Here is a 15,265-nt window from a genome sequence, read left to right as displayed (position 1 = left end):
TCAGAGCGAGGTGCCGACGTGCGTGATCAGGTCGGCGAGGCGGTTGGAGTAGCCCCACTCGTTGTCGTACCAGCCGAGCACCTTGACCTGGTTGCCGATGACCTTGGTCAGCGGGGCGTCGAAGATGCAGGACGCCGGGTCGGTCACGATGTCGGTAGAGACGATCGGGTCGGTCGAGTAGCGCAGGAAGCGACCGTCGGCGGCAGCCTTGACGATCTCGTTGACCTCGTCGACCGACGTCTCGCGCGAGGCCTCGAAGGTGAGGTCGGTCGCCGAGCCGGTCGGGACCGGGACGCGCATGGCGTAGCCGTCGAGCTTGCCCTTGAGCTCCGGCAGCACCAGGCCGATGGCCTTCGCCGCACCGGTGGAGGTGGGCACCATGTTGAGCGCGGCGGCGCGGGCGCGACGCGGGTCCTTGTGGATGTTGTCCTGCAGGTTCTGGTCGGCGGTGTAGGCGTGGATGGTCGTCATCAGGCCCTTGTTGATGCCGAGGCCGTCGTGCAGCGCCTTCGCCATGGGTGCCAGGCAGTTGGTGGTGCACGACGCGTTGGAGATGACCGTGTGCTGCGACGGGTCGTAGAGGTCGTGGTTGACGCCCATCACGATCGTGATGTCCTCGTTGGAGGCGGGCGCGGAGATGATGACCTTCTTGGCGCCGGCGTCGACGTGGGCCTTGGCCTTGGTCGCGTCGGTGAAGAAGCCGGTGGACTCGACGACGACGTCGACACCGAGGTCGCCCCACTTGAGGGAGCCCGGGTCGCGCTCGGCGGACACGGCGATCTTCTGGTCGCCGACCATGATCGAGGTGTCGTCGCTCGACACGTCGGCGTCGAGGCGCCCGAGGATCGAGTCGAACTTGAGCAGGTGGGCCAGCGACGCGTTGTCGGTGAGGTCGTTGACGCCGACGATCTCGATGTCGGCGCCCGAGGCGCGCACGGCGCGGAAGAAGTTGCGGCCGATGCGGCCGAAGCCGTTGATGCCTACGCGGACGGTCATGGTGATTGTCTCCTTCGGGTGGGGCCTTCGGTGACCTCGTGGACGATCTGGCCTTCGGTGACCGGTTCCGACCCTATCGGGTGGCGGACGGGGGTCCACCCGCAGTCTCCCGCGGTACGGACCGGTAACCTTGGATCGATCCAATCCTCGGGACGCACCCGGTTGCCCGCGCCGCCCGACCGGAGCCTCAGGCGTCCTCGGCGAGCATCTCCGGGGTCAGCGACGCCTCCGTGTCGGGGATGCCGAGCTCCTCGGCACGCTTGTCGGCCATCGCGAGGAGACGACGGATGCGGCCGGCGATCGCGTCCTTGGTGAGGACCGGGTCGTGCAGCTGGCCGAGCTCCTCGAGCGAGGCCTGCTTGTGCTCGAGCCGGAGGTGGCCGGCCTGGCGGAGGTGGTCGGGGATCTCCTCGCCGAGGATCTCCAGCGCCCGGTCCACCCGGGCGCCCGCCGCGACGGCCGCGCGCGCCGAACGGCGCAGGTTGGCGTCGTCGAAGTTCGCGAGGCGGTTGGCCGTGGCGCGGACCTCGCGCCGCATCCGCCGCTCCTCCCACGCCATCAGGGACTCGTGGGCACCGAGGCGGGTCAGCAGCGCGCCGATCGCGTCGCCGTCACGGATCACGACCCGGTCGACGCCGCGCACCTCGCGCGCCTTGGCGGAGATGCCGAGCCGGCGCGCCACTCCGACGATGGCCAGTGCCGCCTCGGGGCCGGGGCAGGTGATCTCCAGCGAGGACGACCGACCGGGCTCCGTGAGCGAGCCGTGGGCGAGGAACGCACCGCGCCACGCAGCCACGGCGTCGCAGCCGCCGCCGCTGACGACCGCGGGCGGCAGGCCGCGTACGGGTCGGCCGCGCTGGTCGAGCAGGCCCGTCTGGCGGGCCAGCGCCTCGCCGTCCTTGGTCACCCGCACGATGTAGCGACTGCCCTTGCGGATGCCGTTGCCCTGGACCATCACCACGTCGGAGGGGTGGCCGTAGACCTCGGCGATGTCCTTGCGGAGCCGTCGTGCGGCGGCCCCGGTGTCGAGCTCGGCCTCCACGACGATGCGTCCGCTCACGATGTGCAGCCCGCCGGCGAAGCGGAGCATGGAGGCCACTTCGGCCTTGCGGCAGCAGGTCTTGGTGATCTGGGTGGAGGCGAGCTCTGCCTTCACCTGTGCCGTCATTGCCATGGGGCGCATCCTGCCACGTTGGTCAACAACCGAAATCCCCCTCACCCACCCCTCAGGAGGGAGTCGGTCGACTCGGCTCAGGCCTCGTCGACGATCCGCCGGAAGGCCTCGGCGAGTCGGTCGGGGTCGTGGCGAGGCTCCCCCGGCACGGCGATGTCGGCGACCACGAGCCGGGCGCCGCGGTCGGCGACGTCCTTCTCCAGCCGGGCGTGGTCGTTGGCGAGCGCCGAGGAGTCGACGAGGACGGCGTGGACGGTCAGGTCCGGCGCGTGCTCGAAGAGCGCGGCGAGGTGGTCGGCGGGCCCGAAGCCCGTGGTCTCCCCCGCCTGTGCCTCGAGGTTGAGCACGACGACGAGGCGCCCCTGCGTCTCGGCCAGCGCCCGGCGCAGGCCCGGAACCATCAGGTGCGGGATCACCGAGCTGAACCACGAGCCGGGACCGAGCACGACCCACTCCGCCGCGAGGATCGCGTCGACGGCCTCCGGACACGCCTGCGGGTCCTCGGGGACGAGCGCGACGGAGTCGATGCGGCCCTCGGTCGTCGCCACCTCGACCTGGCCGCGTACGAGGGTGACCGCGTCCGGCGCGGCCGGGTCGACACCGCGCACCCGGGCGGTGATGTCCATCGGGGTCGTCGCCATCGGCAGCACGCGTCCGTGCGCTCCGAGGAGCCGCCCCACCCAGTCGAGCGCCCGGACGTGGTCGCCCATCAGCTCCCAGAGCCCGACGATCAGGAGGTTGCCGATGACGTGGCCGTTCATCTCCCCCTGGCCGGCGAAACGGTGCTGGATGACGTCGGCCCACGTACGGCCCCACTCGTCGTCGCCGCACAGCGCGGCCAGCGCCATGCGGAGGTCGCCGGGAGGCAGTACGCCGAACTCCCCGCGCAGCCGCCCAGACGACCCGCCGTTGTCGGCGACGGTGACGACAGCGGTCAGCTCGTCGATCGTCAGGTCGTCGTGGAGCCGCCGCAACGCCGAGAGCGTGGCGAACAGGCCGTGCCCGCCCCCGAGGGCCACCGCGGCCTGCGCGGTGTCGCGCGCCACGTCATTCCCTGCCGAGGTCGCGGTGGGCGGTGCTGACGTCGTAGCCCGCCTCGCGCAGCAGCCCCGCGATCGCCTCGGTCATCGCGACGCTGCGGTGCTTGCCCCCCGTGCAGCCGACCGCCACCTGCATGAAGCGCTTGCCCTCGGTGAGGTAGCCCTCGGCGACGGTGCGGAGGACCGGGAGGTACTGCTCGAGGAACTGCCCGGCCCCGGGCTGGGACAGCACGTAGGCCGACACATCCGGGTCGCGGCCGTTCTGCGGGCGCAGCTCGGGGACCCAGTGCGGGTTGGGCAGGAACCGCATGTCGGCCACCCAGTCGGCGTCCACCGGGATGCCGTACTTGAAGCCGAAGCTGATCACGGTGACCTTGAGCCGCGTCGACGCCGCGGTGCCGAACAGCTCGGCGATGCGGTCCTGGAGCTGGTGGACGTTGAAGTTGGAGGTGTCGAGCAGCACGTCCGCGTCGCCGCGGAGGTCGGCCATCACCCCGCGCTCGCGCTGCAAGCCGTGGAGCAGGCGCCCGCCACCCTGGAGCGGGTGCGGTCGCCGGGCGGCCTCCTGGCGGCGTACGAGCACCTCGTCGGTGGCCTCGAGGAACAGGAGCGTGGTCGGCCGGCCGGTGACCTGCTGGTGGCGGTTGGCCTGGAGGGAGTCGAAGAACGAGCCCGAACGGACGTCGACGACCACGGCGATCGGCTGGTGGATGCCGCGGCTGTCGTCGACGAGCCGCACCACGTCACGCACCAGCGTGGGTGGCAGGTTGTCGACCACGAAGTAGCCGAGGTCCTCGAGCTCCTTGGCGGCCGTGCTGCGACCGGCACCGGTCATGCCGGTGACGATCACCAGCTCGCCGGGGGTCGGCTCGTTGGTGAGGGACATGCCCTAGTCCTCCATGATCTCGCCAGTGGCGGTGTTGACCGTCGGCGTGCTGGCAGCAGTCTTGCGGGTCGTGTCGGCCTTCGCGACCGCGTCCTTGATGGCCGTGGCCGTGCGCGGACCGATGCCGGGGACGAGCGCGATCTCGTCGACCTCGGCCTCCCGCAGCTTCTTGAGCGACCCGAAGTGCTTGAGGAGCGTCTTGCGCCGCACCTCGCCGAGCCCCGGGACGTCGTCGAGCGTGCTCTCGACCATCGACTTGGAGCGTCGGTTGCGGTGGTGGGTGATGGCGAAGCGGTGCGCCTCGTCGCGGATGCGCTGGAGGAGGTAGAGCCCCTCGCTGGTGCGCGCCATGATCACCGGGTCCTCCTCCCCCGGCAGCCACACCTCCTCGAGCCGCTTGGCCAGCCCGCACACCGGGACGTCGTCGATGCCCAGCTCGGCGAGTGCCTGCCGGGCCGCCGCCACCTGCGGCGGTCCCCCGTCGACGACGACGAGGGAGGGGGCGTACGCGAACTTGCGGGGCCGGCCGGTCTCGGGATCGACGAGCATCGGACCGGACTCGGTCGAGACCGTCTCGCTGCGCGCCTGCTCGTCGAGCAGCCGCCTGAAACGCCGGGTGATCACCTCGTGCATCGAGGCGACGTCGTTCTGGCCGTCGACGCCGCGGATCACGAAGCGGCGGTACTCGGACTTGCGGGGCAGGCCGTCCTCGAAGACGACCATGGAGGCGACCACCTCGGTGCCCTGGAGGTTGGAGACGTCGTAGCACTCGATGCGCAGCGGCACCTCGTCGAGCCCCAGCGACTGCTGGATCTCCTCCAGCGCACGGTTGCGTGTGGTCAGGTCGCTGGCGCGCTTGGTCTTGTGGAGCGCGAGCGCCTGCGCGGCGTTGCTGGCGACCGTCGCCTGGAGGTCGCGCTTGTCGCCGCGCTGCGGCACCCGGATGGCGACCTTGCTGCCGCGCCGCTCGCCCAGCAGCTGCTCGAGCACGTCGTGGTCGGGCGGCAGCGCGGGCACGAGCACCTCGCGCGGGATGGTGTCTCCCGCATCGGGGTCGGCGCCGCCGTAGAGCTGGAGCAGGAACTCCTGGACCAGCCCGGCGGTGTCGCTGTCGTCCGACCGGTCGGCCACCCAGCCGCGCTGGCCGCGGATCCGCCCGCCGCGGACGTAGAAGATCTGCACCGCGACCTCGAGCGGGTCCTCCGCGAGCGCGATCACGTCGGCGTCGGTGCCGTCGCCGAGCACGACCGCCTGCTTCTCGAGGGCCTTGGTGAGCGCGCCGAGGTCGTCGCGCAGCCGCGCGGCCTTCTCGAAGTCGAGCGCCTCGGAGGCGGCGTACATCTCGCGCTCGACGCGCTTGACGAAGGCGGTGGTGTTGCCGCCCATGAAGTCGCAGAAGTCGTCGACGATCTCCCGGTGCTGCTCGGCGGTGACGTTGCCGACGCACGGGGCGGCGCACTTGTCGATGTAGCCGAGGAGGCACGGGCGACCGATCTGGGCCGAGCGCTTGAAGACGCCGTTGCTGCACGAGCGCATCGGGAACACCCGCAGCAGCAGGTCGACGGTCTCGCGGATCGCCCACGCATGGCTGTAGGGGCCGAAGTAGCGGGTGCCCTTGCGCTTGGCGCCGCGGCCGACCATCACCCGCGGGAACTCGTCACCGACAGTGACGGCGAGCCAGGGATAGGACTTGTCGTCGCGGTACTTGACGTTGAAGCGCGGGTCGAACTCCTTGATCCAGCTGTACTCGAGCTGGAGGGCCTCGACCTCGGTGTCGACGACCGTCCACTCGACGCTCGCGCCGGTGGTGACCATCGTGGCCGTGCGCGGGTGCAGGTTGCCGATGTCCTGGAAGTAGGACGACAGACGGGGTCGCAGGCTCTTGGCCTTGCCGACGTAGATGACGCGGCCCTTGGCGTCGCGGAAGCGGTAGACCCCCGGCTTGGTCGGGATCGACCCGGCCGCGGGTCGGTAGGAGCTCGGGCTGGCCACCCGCCAACCCTACGGGCGGCCACCCACATCGCTTCAGCCGCCTCGGACGGCGCTCACGCGAGGGTGATCGAGTCCCCGTCGACGGTGATCTCCACCTCGGACAGCGGGGAGGGAGCCGGTCCGCCCACGTTCTCGCCGGTGGTCATGTCGAACAGGCTCTGGTGGCAGGAACAGTGGATCTTCCCGTCCTGGATGTCGGTGACGGGGCACTTCTGGTGGGTGCAGGTCCGGCTGAAGGCGTGGAACTCGCCCTCCTCCGGCTGGGTGATGACGATGCTGGGGTCCTCGATGAAGACCGCGCCGCCCACCTCGATGTCGGCGGTACTGGCGACCACGGCGCCGGCGCTCCCGCCGGACCCACTCTCGGAGCCCGAGGGGCTCGGCGTCCCGGTGTCCTCGCCCGAGCCGCCGGTCGAGCCGGCCTCGTCCTCCCCACAGGCGGCCAGGATCGGCAGCCCGGCCGCGACGGCCGCGACGCCGGTCAGGGTGCGGCGGCGGTTGATCCCCGGAATCGGCCCAGACGTCATGACGGCTTCCCTTCGCCCAGAAGTGGTTGAGAAGGACACTACCGGCCGTGCACCAGCAGGGCCGTCAGGACGTCTTCCTCGCGGCAGCCTTCTTCGCCGCGGGGGCCTTCCGGCCTGCCTTGGTGGCTGTCTTGGCCGCAGCCTTCTTGGCCGGTGCCTTCTTGGCCGGTGCCTTGGCGGTCGTGCGGGTCGCCTTGCGCGCGGGCGCGGAGGTCGCGGCCACCGCCTTCTGGCGGCGCGGCGCACCTGGCTGCTGCGCACCGCGCCCCTCGAGGATGGGGGCGAGGAACGAGCCGGTGTGGCTCTCCGCGACGGCCGCCACCTCCTCCGGCGTGCCCTCGGCGACGACCATGCCGCCTCGCGAGCCGCCCTCCGGCCCCATGTCGATGAGCCAGTCGGCGGTCTTGATGACGTCGAGGTTGTGCTCGATCACCAGGACGGTGTTGCCCTTGTCGACCAGGCCGGACAGGACGTGCAGGAGCTTGCGGATGTCCTCGAAGTGCAGGCCGGTGGTCGGCTCGTCGAGGACGTAGACCGTGCGTCCGGTGGACCGCTTCTGCAGCTCGCTGGCGAGCTTGACGCGCTGCGCCTCGCCACCGGAGAGCGTGGTGGCCGGCTGACCGAGCCGGACGTAGCCGAGGCCCACCTCCTGGAGCGTGTTCATGTGGCGCGCGATCGCCGGCACCGCGGCGAAGAAGTCGGCGGCCTCCTCGATCGGCATGTCGAGGACCTCGGCGATCGTCTTGCCCTTGTAGTGGACCTCGAGCGTCTCGCGGTTGTAGCGGGCGCCGTGGCACACCTCGCACGGGACGTAGACGTCCGGCAGGAAGTTCATCTCGATCTTGATCGTGCCGTCGCCGGAGCAGGCCTCGCAGCGGCCGCCCTTGACGTTGAACGAGAACCGGCCCTGGAGGTAGCCGCGCATCTTGGCCTCCGGGGTGGAGGCGAAGAGCTTGCGGACGTGGTCGAAGACGCCGGTGTAGGTCGCCGGGTTGGAGCGCGGGGTGCGACCGATCGGCGACTGGTCGACGTGGATCACCTTGTCGACGTGCTCGAGGCCGGTGATCTTGGTGTGCCGACCGGGCACGGTGCGCGCGTTGTAGATCTGCTTGGCCAGGGAGGTGTAGAGGATGTCGTTGACGAGCGTCGACTTGCCCGACCCGGACACGCCCGTGACCGCGGTGAAGACGCCGAGCGGGAAGCTGACGTCGACGTCCTGGAGGTTGTGCTCGCGCGCGCCGTGCACGGTGAGGTCGCGACCGACGGTGCGCGGGCGGCGTACGGCGGGGACGGGGATCTCGCGGCGGCCGCTGAGGTACTGGCCGGTCATCGAGTCGGGGTGGGCGAGCAGGTCCTCGACGGACCCGGAGTGGACGACCTGGCCGCCGTGCTCGCCGGCACCGGGACCGATGTCGACGACCCAGTCGGCGACCCGGACGGTGTCCTCGTCGTGCTCGACCACGATCAGGGTGTTGCCGAGGTCCTTGAGCCGCAGGAGCGTCTCGATGAGGCGCTTGTTGTCGCGCTGGTGCAGGCCGATGGACGGCTCGTCGAGGACGTAGAGGACTCCGACGAGACCCGCGCCGATCTGTGTGGCCAGCCGGATCCGCTGCGCCTCGCCGCCGGACAGCGAGCCGCTGGGCCGGTCGAGGGACAGGTAGTCGAGTCCGACGTCGAGCAGGAACTGCAGGCGCTCCTGGATCTCCTTGAGGACCCGCTCACCGATCTGGCGCTCGCGCACGGACAGGTCCACGGTGCGCAGGTAGTGGGCGGCCTCGTTGATCGGCAGCGCGCAGACCTCGGCGATGTTCTTGCCGCCCTGGTCGCGGGCGCCGAGGGTGACCGAGACCGAGACCGGCTTGAGCCGGGAGCCGTGGCAGGCCGGGCACGGCACCTCGCGCATGAAGCCCTCGAACCGCTCGCGGCTCGTGTCGGACTCCGCCTCGCGGTGCCGCCGCTCGACATAGGGGCGGACGCCCTCGAACGCGGCGTAGTAGGCGCGCTGGCGGCCGTAGCGGTTCTTGGTGACCACGTGGACCTTGGTCTTGTGGCCCTCGAGCAGGGAGGTGCGCGCCTTGGGGGTCAGCTGGTCCCACGGCGTGTTGAGGTCGAACCCGAGCTCCTCGCCGAGCGCGTTGACCAGCCGGAGGAAGTAGTCGGCGACGTGGGCGCCGCTCCACGGCGCGATCGCGCCCTCGCCGAGGGTCGCGCCGGGGTCGGGCACGACCAGCTCGGGGTCGACCTCCATCCGGGTCCCGAGCCCGGAGCAGACGGGGCACGCGCCGAAGGGCGAGTTGAAGGAGAACGAGCGCGGCTCGAGGTCGTCGGTGTCGATGGTGTGGTCGTTGGGGCACGCCATCTTCTCCGAGAACTTCATCTCGCGCCCGGGGTCCTTGGCGTCGAGGTCGACGAAGTCGAACACCACCAGACCGCCGGCGAGGCCGAGCGCGGTCTCGACGGAGTCGGTGAGCCGGCGCTTGGACGACTCCTTGACGGCGAGCCGGTCGACCACCACCTCGATGGTGTGCTTGAGCTTCTTGTCGAGCGTCGGCGGGTCGTCGAGGGTGTGCGTCTGGCCGTCGACGCGCGCCCGGCTGAACCCCTGCTGCTGCAGCTGGCGGAACAGCTCGACGTACTCGCCCTTGCGGCCGCGGATGACCGGGGCGAGCACCTGGAAGCGGCGGCCCTCCTCGAGCGCCAGGATGCGGTCGACGATCTGCTGCGGCGTCTGCCGCTCGATCGGTGCGCCGCAGGTCGGGCAGTGGGCGCGGCCCGCGCGGGCGTAGAGGAGGCGGAGGTAGTCGTAGACCTCGGTGATGGTGCCGACGGTCGAACGGGGGTTCTTCGAGGTGGACTTCTGGTCGATCGAGACCGCGGGCGACAGGCCCTCGATGAAGTCGACGTCGGGCTTGTCCATCTGGCCGAGGAACTGGCGCGCGTAGGCCGAGAGCGACTCGACGTAGCGGCGCTGGCCCTCGGCGAAGATCGTGTCGAAGGCCAGGCTGGACTTGCCGGACCCGGACAGGCCGGTGAAGACGATGAGCGAGTCACGCGGGAGGTCGAGGGAGACGTCCTTGAGGTTGTGCTCCCGGGCGCCCCGGATGATGAGCTGGTCGGCCACAGTGGTCCTCGGTGAGATGGCATCGGCGGAGTCGAACACATGTTCGCCTCGTCGTGCGCCGTCGGTCAAGGCGACGCACCGCTCCACACTATGACCCACCACCGACAACGGGCCCATCCGTCACCCTCGGGGGTGGAGGTCGAGGAGTGGCACCATGGGTGCCGTGAGCGATGCAGCGGGCCGCGCGCCCGACCTTCTCCCGGCCGCCGACCAGGCGCTCGTACGCACCGTCGACGGGCTCGACGACGCGGCGTGGGCCGAGCCGTCGCTGCTGCCCGGCTGGACCCGTGCGCACGTCGTGGCGCACCTCGCACTCAACGCCGAGGGGCTGGCGGGGGTGCTGCACGGCGCCCACCTCGGTCGGCCGCAACCGATGTACGCCTCCCCGGAGGCCCGCGACGACGACATCGAGGAGCTCGCCGGGGCGACCCCCGGGGAGATCCGCGAGCGGTTCCTGGCCTCGACCGCGACGTTCTCCGAGGCGCTGGAGGCGATGCACGCCGGTGACTGGGACGGCCGGTTCGAGCGGACCCCGGGAGGACCGGAGTTCGCACTGGTCAACGTTCCCCTGATGCGGGTGCGCGAGGTCGAGATCCACCACGCCGACCTCGACGCGGGCTACACCGCCGCGGACTGGCCGGAGGGATTCCGCACCCTGCTGCTCGACTCGATGACGAAGCGGCCCTATCCCGCGCCGTTCCTCGTACGCCCCACCGACCTCGCCGGCACCTGGGCGTACGGCGAGGCCGCCGGTCAGGCGGGCGCCACGGTCCCGGTGGTGACCGGGCCGTCCGCGGCCGCCGGCTGGTGGCTGACCGGCCGCGGCTCCGGCGAGGGCCTCACGTCCGACACGACCGAGCTCCCGGAGGTGGAGACATGGTGACCGACACCTACACCGGGGACGTCTCCCCCGGCGGCGACCCCGACGTACGCCGACTGGGCTGCCTGACGCTGACCAAGGTCGCCGTCGACCCGGAGATGTCCAACAACTGCTACGTGCTGCACTGCAGCGACACCGACGAGGTGGTCCTGGTCGACGCCGCGGCCGAGCCTGAGCGGCTCCTGGAGCTCATCGGTGACCGGACGCTGACCTCGGTCGTGACCACGCACCAGCACTGGGACCACCACCGCGGGCTGGCGGCCGTCACGGCCGCCCACCCCGGTGCGGTCGTCGTGGCGGGCGCACCCGACGCCGATGCGATCGAGGAGCAGACCGGCGTCACGGTCGGCCGGCGCGTGGGCGAGGGCGACACCGTCCCGGTGGGGACCTGCGAGCTCGCGGTCATCCCGGTCGCCGGCCACACGCCGGGGTCGATCTGCCTGGTCCTCGACGACGAGAAGGTCTCGCCCACCCCGCACCTGTTCACCGGCGACTGCCTCTTCCCGGGGGGCGTCGGAGCGACCTTCGGCGACGTCGACAAGTTCTCGCAGCTGGTCGGAGAGGTGGAGCACAAGCTCTTCGGCCGGCTGCCGGACGAGACCTGGTTCTACCCCGGCCACGGCAACGACGGCGTCCTCGGCGACGAGCGCCCCCACCTCGCGGAGTGGCGCGAGCGCGGCTGGTAGTCCGTGGCAGGCTGGGTGCATGAGCACGCGAGAGCTGACCCTGGCCGACTTCGAGCAGACCGTGAGCAGCGAGGGCATCGTCCTCGTCGACTTCTGGGCCGCCTGGTGCGGTCCCTGCCGCCAGTTCGCCCCGGTCTACGAGAAGGCGGCGGAGGACAACCCCGACATCGTGTTCGGCAAGGTCGACACCGAGGCCGAGCAGCAGCTGGCCCAGATGGCGGCGATCAGCTCGATCCCGACGCTGATGCTCTTCCGCGACGGCGTGCTGCTCTTCAACCAGGCCGGCGCGCTGCCTGCACAGGCCCTGGCCGGGGTGATCCAGCAGGCACGGGAGCTCGACATGGACGCCGTCCGCCAGGAGGTGCAGGCCGCGCAGGAGGCCGCCGCCAACGGCCCGCAGGACGAGGTCGGTCTCGACGACTTCGCCGCCGCGCACAGCCAGGGGGCGTACGTCGTCGACGTGCGCGAGGCCGAGGAGGTGGCCGACGGGCGCGTGCCCGGCGCCGTGCACATCCCCATGAACGACGTCCCCGGCCGCGTCGCGGAGCTGCCGAAGGACAAGCCGTTCTTCGTCATCTGCCAAGCCGGTGGCCGCAGCCGTCAGGTGGTCGACCACCTGCGCGCGCAGGGCCTGCACGCCATCAACGTCGCCGGCGGCACCGGCGGCTGGGCGCAGCGCGGGTGGCCGCTCGAGTCCTGACCCGGCCCCGGCTCGTCAGAACATCCGGCGCAGGATCGCCGGTCGCAGGTTGCTGGACAGGTGCGCCGCCAGGGCCACGAAGAACGCCACGTGCGCGCCGACGTGCAGCGGCACCCAGGCGTCGTCGCCCGTGCCGACGAGCACGAGCCCGGTGAGCGGCACGACCACCAGAAGCGTCATCAGGGCGCGCTCGGTCCGGGTCGCGAGACGCCGCCGGGCGGGTGACAGGTGCTCGGACCACGGCGGGAGGCCGGCGACGCGACGCCACAGCGGCCGTACGACGCCCAGCGCCAGCACCGCCAGCCCCAGGAGCAGGTGCACCTCGGCGAGGTCGAAGCCGCCCCCGAGCAGGTCGTGGTCGTCGGCGCGCGCCTCGCACGCGTCCTCGAGGCGGTCGAGGCGCTCCTCCTCGGCGTCGCTGGTGTCGCCGCCGCTGCGGTCCTCCCCCGCCGGGTCGCACCCGTCGTCGAGGTCGAGGTTGTAGCCGACCGCCAGCTGGGCGGCGACCGCGAGCACGGTCAGCCAGTGCAGCACCTTCTGCGAGGCGCGGTAGCCCACGCGGGGCTCGGGTCCGGGCACCCGGTGAATGCTAGGCGCAGTTCCGGACGCCGCTGAGGACGTAGGTGCCGCCGAGGCCCGTCGTGGTCACGCCGGTCCTCTGGTTGGTGGCGGAGTAGCGCAGCGTCAGGTTGAACTGGCTCGGGCTCGAGGCGGTGCAGAAGACGAAGTTGATGAGGTTCGCGGTCGCCGTCACCTGGAAGGTCTGCGGGCTCGTCTGCGGCAGGAAGTTGGTCCCGTCGACGGTGAGCTGGGTGAACTGGATCGTCCAGGTGTCGCTGGGCTGAACCGTCAGGTTGAGCGAGAACTTGTAGCCCTGGCAGTTCGGGCCGTTGGGCCCGCCCGGCTGCTTGCAGACCGTGAAGGCGCCGGGTCCCGGCACGACGGGCGTGTCGGTCGACGCGGCGAAGGCCGGGGCCGTCGAGGCGACGGCGACGACGGGAATGGTCCACGCGGCTCCGCGCACGATCGTCCTGCGGTTGTACTGGGACATGCCTGGAACCCCCACGTTCCTCGGAAGGCGCCATCCCCACGATGGCTCCGATGACGAAACTAGGGGCCCGCGTGCGCGAACACACACGTACCCGGTTTTCTTGAGGATTCCTGCGATTTCCCTGCACGAATACCGCACTGCTGGTCTGGACCAGTTGACACCGGTCGGCACGCGCTCGGCCCGCGACAGGCGTGGGATAGCCTCGCCGCGTGCTCATCAGCGACTCGCGACAGGTGCTCTTCGTCCACGTCCCCAAGACGGGCGGGGTGTCGGTCGAGGAGACGGTCAAGGAAGCCTGCCCCGACGCCCGCAAGGCGCGCGTCCCGATCGGGCGCCACGCCACGCTCGGCAAGATCATCAGGACCGAGCCGCAGGTCGTCGACTACTGGACGTTCGGCTTCGTCCGCAACCCGTGGGCGCGGATGGTCTCGTGGTACTCGATGATCTCGGCCTGGGACCGCCGGCACGGCCCGAAGAGCGGCAAGCCCCAGGACGTCAAGCACGGCTCGATGCGCGACGGCAACGCCATGTGGCGCGCCGCGGCGGCGTACTCCGGCTTCGACGAGTTCGTGATGCGCGGCACCGAGGAGCTGCCCCGCGTCGGGACCCCGCAGATCACCTACCTCCGCGCGCCCAAGCACAACCGTGAGGTCGACTTCATCGGACGCACCGAGAACTTCGTCGAGGACCTCCAGCGGGTCCAGGTGCAGCTGGGACTGGAGCCGTCGACGCCGGTGCACAAGAACAAGTCCAAGCACGGGACCTACCACGACTACTACACCGACGAGACCCGGCAGCGGGTCGCCGAGGTCTACGCCGAGGACATCGAGCTCTTCGGCTACACCTACGACTGAAGCGGGTTCTCCAACGGCGTGCCCCGGGCGCCCGCCCACTCCCCCGTCGCCTCGAGCCGCCGCCAGACCTCGTACTCCGGGGCGAAGTGGGCTGCCAGTGCCTCGCGGGTGGCGAAGGCCAGCTCACCGCGCTCGGCCTCGGACGGCTCGGAGGCGTTGCGTCGCTCGAACTCCAGCGGCACGCCCACCCGCTCGCTGAACCAGGCCGACCAGACCTCGGGGTGCTCGACGCTGAAGATCCGGTCCACCGCGATCGCGCCCTGGGCGTGGATGAACCTCGCCGGCCTCCCCTTGGGCACCGGCGCGTCCCCGTCACCGGCGAGGAAGCGCAGCGCGAACTCCTCGAACGTCATGTCGGCCGTCGACTGCCGGCTGTCCTCGCGCGCCCGGTAGCGCCACCACGACTCCAGCCACGCGATCGGCTCGCGGAACATCGTCACGAGCTCGTACGACTCGCGCGGGTGTCCCTGCGCGGCCAGCCGCGGTGCCCGGGTGTGGACGAAGCCGCGCGCCGGCAGGTGCTTCTGGCCCGGCGGCGACCCGACGACCTCGGTGGCGTACGGCGCGAGCGCGCGCTCGAGGCTCGTGCTGGCGGTCTTCGGCATGGCGAGCAGCACGAAGTCGCGTCCGGGCCCGAGCTCGAGGAACGTCATCACGCGGCCGATCATCCCGCATGCGCCGGGTCGGGCCGGGCTGGGCTAGCCTCGCGCCCGTGTTGATCTCCGACTCCAGGCGCGCGCTGTTCGTGCACGTGCCCAAGACGGGCGGGGTCTCGGTGGGCGTGGCGTTCGAGCGCTGCTGCCCCGACGCGCGCAGCAAGGCGCCCGGGGTCACTCCGCCCCTCGGCCGCCACGCGCCGTACGCCCGGATCCTGCGGGCCGAGCCGCAGACGGTCGACTACTGGTCGTTCGCGTTCGTGCGGAACCCGTGGGCACGCATGGTCTCGTGGTGGGCGATGATCCAGGACTGGGACCGGGAGTGGGGCCCGTCGAGCGGGAGGCCGCAGGGCGCCGCGGCGACGAAGATGCGTGGCAACGACATGTGGCGGGCCGCGGCGGCGTACTCGGGGTTCGAGGAGTTCGTGCTCCGCGGGACCGAGGAGCTGCCCCGGGTCGGACGCCCGCAGGTCGACTACCTGAGGGCGCCCGACCGCGAGGTCGACTTCGTCGGTCGCACCGAGAACTTCGCCGAGGACCTGGCGGAGGTCGAGCGGCGGCTGGGCGGGGAGCCCGAGCGGGTCCCCCACCGCAACAAGTCGCCGCACGGCAGCTACCGCGACTACTACACCGACGCGACGCGGGCGAAGGTCGCCGAGGTCTACGCGGCAGACCTCGACGCCTTCGGCTACACGTTCTGAC

15 protein-coding genes are annotated in these 15,265 nt (G+C 71.2%); 5 read left to right on the top strand and 10 right to left on the bottom strand.

Annotated features, from left to right (window positions below):
* The 7 genes from gap to uvrA form a co-directional block, all read right to left on the bottom strand.
* Positions 1-996, bottom strand: a complete 996-nt coding sequence (gene gap / locus IEZ24_RS13455) for a type I glyceraldehyde-3-phosphate dehydrogenase (protein WP_129454452.1) — start codon at positions 994-996, stop codon at positions 1-3.
* Positions 997-1,183: 187 nt separating this feature from the next.
* Entirely contained in the window at positions 1,184-2,170 is a 987-nt protein-coding gene (gene whiA, locus IEZ24_RS13450) for a DNA-binding protein WhiA (protein WP_129454454.1), read from the bottom strand.
* Between the two features lie 77 nt (positions 2,171-2,247).
* Positions 2,248-3,216, bottom strand: coding sequence for a gluconeogenesis factor YvcK family protein (locus IEZ24_RS13445; protein ID WP_129454456.1), 969 nt, complete (start codon positions 3,214-3,216; stop codon positions 2,248-2,250).
* 1 nt (position 3,217) lies between these two features.
* Positions 3,218-4,096 (bottom strand): RNase adapter RapZ, encoded by an 879-nt coding sequence (gene rapZ / locus IEZ24_RS13440; protein WP_129454458.1) that lies wholly within the window; start codon positions 4,094-4,096, stop codon positions 3,218-3,220.
* Between the two features lie 3 nt (positions 4,097-4,099).
* Positions 4,100-6,088 (bottom strand): excinuclease ABC subunit UvrC, encoded by a 1,989-nt coding sequence (gene uvrC, locus IEZ24_RS13435; protein WP_129454459.1) that lies wholly within the window; start codon positions 6,086-6,088, stop codon positions 4,100-4,102.
* Between the two features lie 53 nt (positions 6,089-6,141).
* Positions 6,142-6,615 (bottom strand): Rieske (2Fe-2S) protein, encoded by a 474-nt coding sequence (locus IEZ24_RS13430; RefSeq protein WP_129454461.1) that lies wholly within the window; start codon positions 6,613-6,615, stop codon positions 6,142-6,144.
* A gap of 64 nt (positions 6,616-6,679) precedes the next feature.
* Positions 6,680-9,736 carry an excinuclease ABC subunit UvrA gene (uvrA, locus tag IEZ24_RS13425; protein ID WP_129454462.1) on the bottom strand — a complete coding sequence of 1,019 codons (3,057 nt, stop codon included), beginning with the start codon at positions 9,734-9,736 and terminating at the stop codon, positions 6,680-6,682.
* 163 nt (positions 9,737-9,899) lie between these two features.
* On the opposite strand from uvrA, the gene IEZ24_RS13420 reads away from it, so the two are divergent.
* The 3 genes from IEZ24_RS13420 to trxA are packed head-to-tail and all read left to right on the top strand — an operon-like array spanning position 9,900 to position 12,002.
* Positions 9,900-10,619, top strand: coding sequence for a maleylpyruvate isomerase N-terminal domain-containing protein (locus IEZ24_RS13420; protein ID WP_165356039.1), 720 nt, complete (start codon positions 9,900-9,902; stop codon positions 10,617-10,619).
* Positions 10,613-11,302, top strand: coding sequence for an MBL fold metallo-hydrolase (locus tag IEZ24_RS13415; protein WP_129454466.1), 690 nt, complete (start codon positions 10,613-10,615; stop codon positions 11,300-11,302). The genes IEZ24_RS13420 and IEZ24_RS13415 overlap by 7 nt, the downstream gene beginning before the upstream one ends.
* A gap of 19 nt (positions 11,303-11,321) precedes the next feature.
* The gene (gene trxA, locus IEZ24_RS22385; protein WP_165356040.1) at positions 11,322-12,002 is read left to right on the top strand and encodes a thioredoxin; all 681 of its coding nucleotides are present in this window, start codon (positions 11,322-11,324) and stop codon (positions 12,000-12,002) included.
* 15 nt (positions 12,003-12,017) lie between these two features.
* On the opposite strand, the gene IEZ24_RS13405 is transcribed toward trxA, so the two are convergent.
* Together IEZ24_RS13405 and IEZ24_RS13400 are read right to left on the bottom strand one after the other, a co-directional pair.
* Positions 12,018-12,581, bottom strand: coding sequence for a cytochrome b/b6 domain-containing protein (locus IEZ24_RS13405; RefSeq protein WP_165356041.1), 564 nt, complete (start codon positions 12,579-12,581; stop codon positions 12,018-12,020).
* Positions 12,582-12,591: 10 nt separating this feature from the next.
* Entirely contained in the window at positions 12,592-13,053 is a 462-nt protein-coding gene (locus tag IEZ24_RS13400) for a hypothetical protein (RefSeq protein ID WP_129454470.1), read from the bottom strand.
* 209 nt (positions 13,054-13,262) lie between these two features.
* On the opposite strand from IEZ24_RS13400, the gene IEZ24_RS13395 reads away from it, so the two are divergent.
* Positions 13,263-13,907 (top strand): sulfotransferase family 2 domain-containing protein, encoded by a 645-nt coding sequence (locus tag IEZ24_RS13395; RefSeq protein WP_129454471.1) that lies wholly within the window; start codon positions 13,263-13,265, stop codon positions 13,905-13,907.
* Here IEZ24_RS13395 and IEZ24_RS13390 read toward each other — a convergent pair.
* Positions 13,898-14,563: a sulfotransferase family protein gene (locus IEZ24_RS13390; RefSeq protein WP_129454473.1), complete on the bottom strand. Its 666-nt coding sequence runs from the start codon at positions 14,561-14,563 to the stop codon at positions 13,898-13,900. The two genes, IEZ24_RS13395 and IEZ24_RS13390, sit on opposite strands and share 10 nt — an antisense overlap.
* 56 nt (positions 14,564-14,619) lie before the next feature.
* Between IEZ24_RS13390 and IEZ24_RS13385 the strand changes: the two genes are divergently transcribed.
* Complete coding sequence (locus IEZ24_RS13385; RefSeq protein WP_165356042.1) at positions 14,620-15,264, top strand: sulfotransferase family 2 domain-containing protein; 645 nt, start codon at positions 14,620-14,622, stop codon at positions 15,262-15,264.
* Position 15,265 lies beyond the last annotated feature (1 nt).

It is taken from the genome of Nocardioides ganghwensis (assembly GCF_014779655.1).
GTDB lineage: Bacteria > Actinomycetota > Actinomycetes > Propionibacteriales > Nocardioidaceae > Nocardioides > Nocardioides ganghwensis.
This window is presented reverse-complemented; position numbering and strand designations above follow the sequence as displayed.

Excerpts from the sequence above, each read along its gene's own strand:
- gap (WP_129454452.1), bottom strand. The coding sequence starts at position 996 with ATGACCGTCCGCGTAGGCATCAACGGCTTCGGCCGCATCGGCCGCAAC.
- whiA (WP_129454454.1), bottom strand. The coding sequence starts at position 2,170 with ATGGCAATGACGGCACAGGTGAAGGCAGAGCTCGCCTCCACCCAGATC.
- rapZ (WP_129454458.1), bottom strand. The coding sequence starts at position 4,096 with ATGTCCCTCACCAACGAGCCGACCCCCGGCGAGCTGGTGATCGTCACC.
- IEZ24_RS13430 (WP_129454461.1), bottom strand. The coding sequence starts at position 6,615 with ATGACGTCTGGGCCGATTCCGGGGATCAACCGCCGCCGCACCCTGACC.
- IEZ24_RS13415 (WP_129454466.1), top strand. The coding sequence starts at position 10,613 with ATGGTGACCGACACCTACACCGGGGACGTCTCCCCCGGCGGCGACCCC.
- trxA (WP_165356040.1), top strand. The coding sequence starts at position 11,322 with ATGAGCACGCGAGAGCTGACCCTGGCCGACTTCGAGCAGACCGTGAGC.
- IEZ24_RS13400 (WP_129454470.1), bottom strand. The coding sequence starts at position 13,053 with ATGTCCCAGTACAACCGCAGGACGATCGTGCGCGGAGCCGCGTGGACC.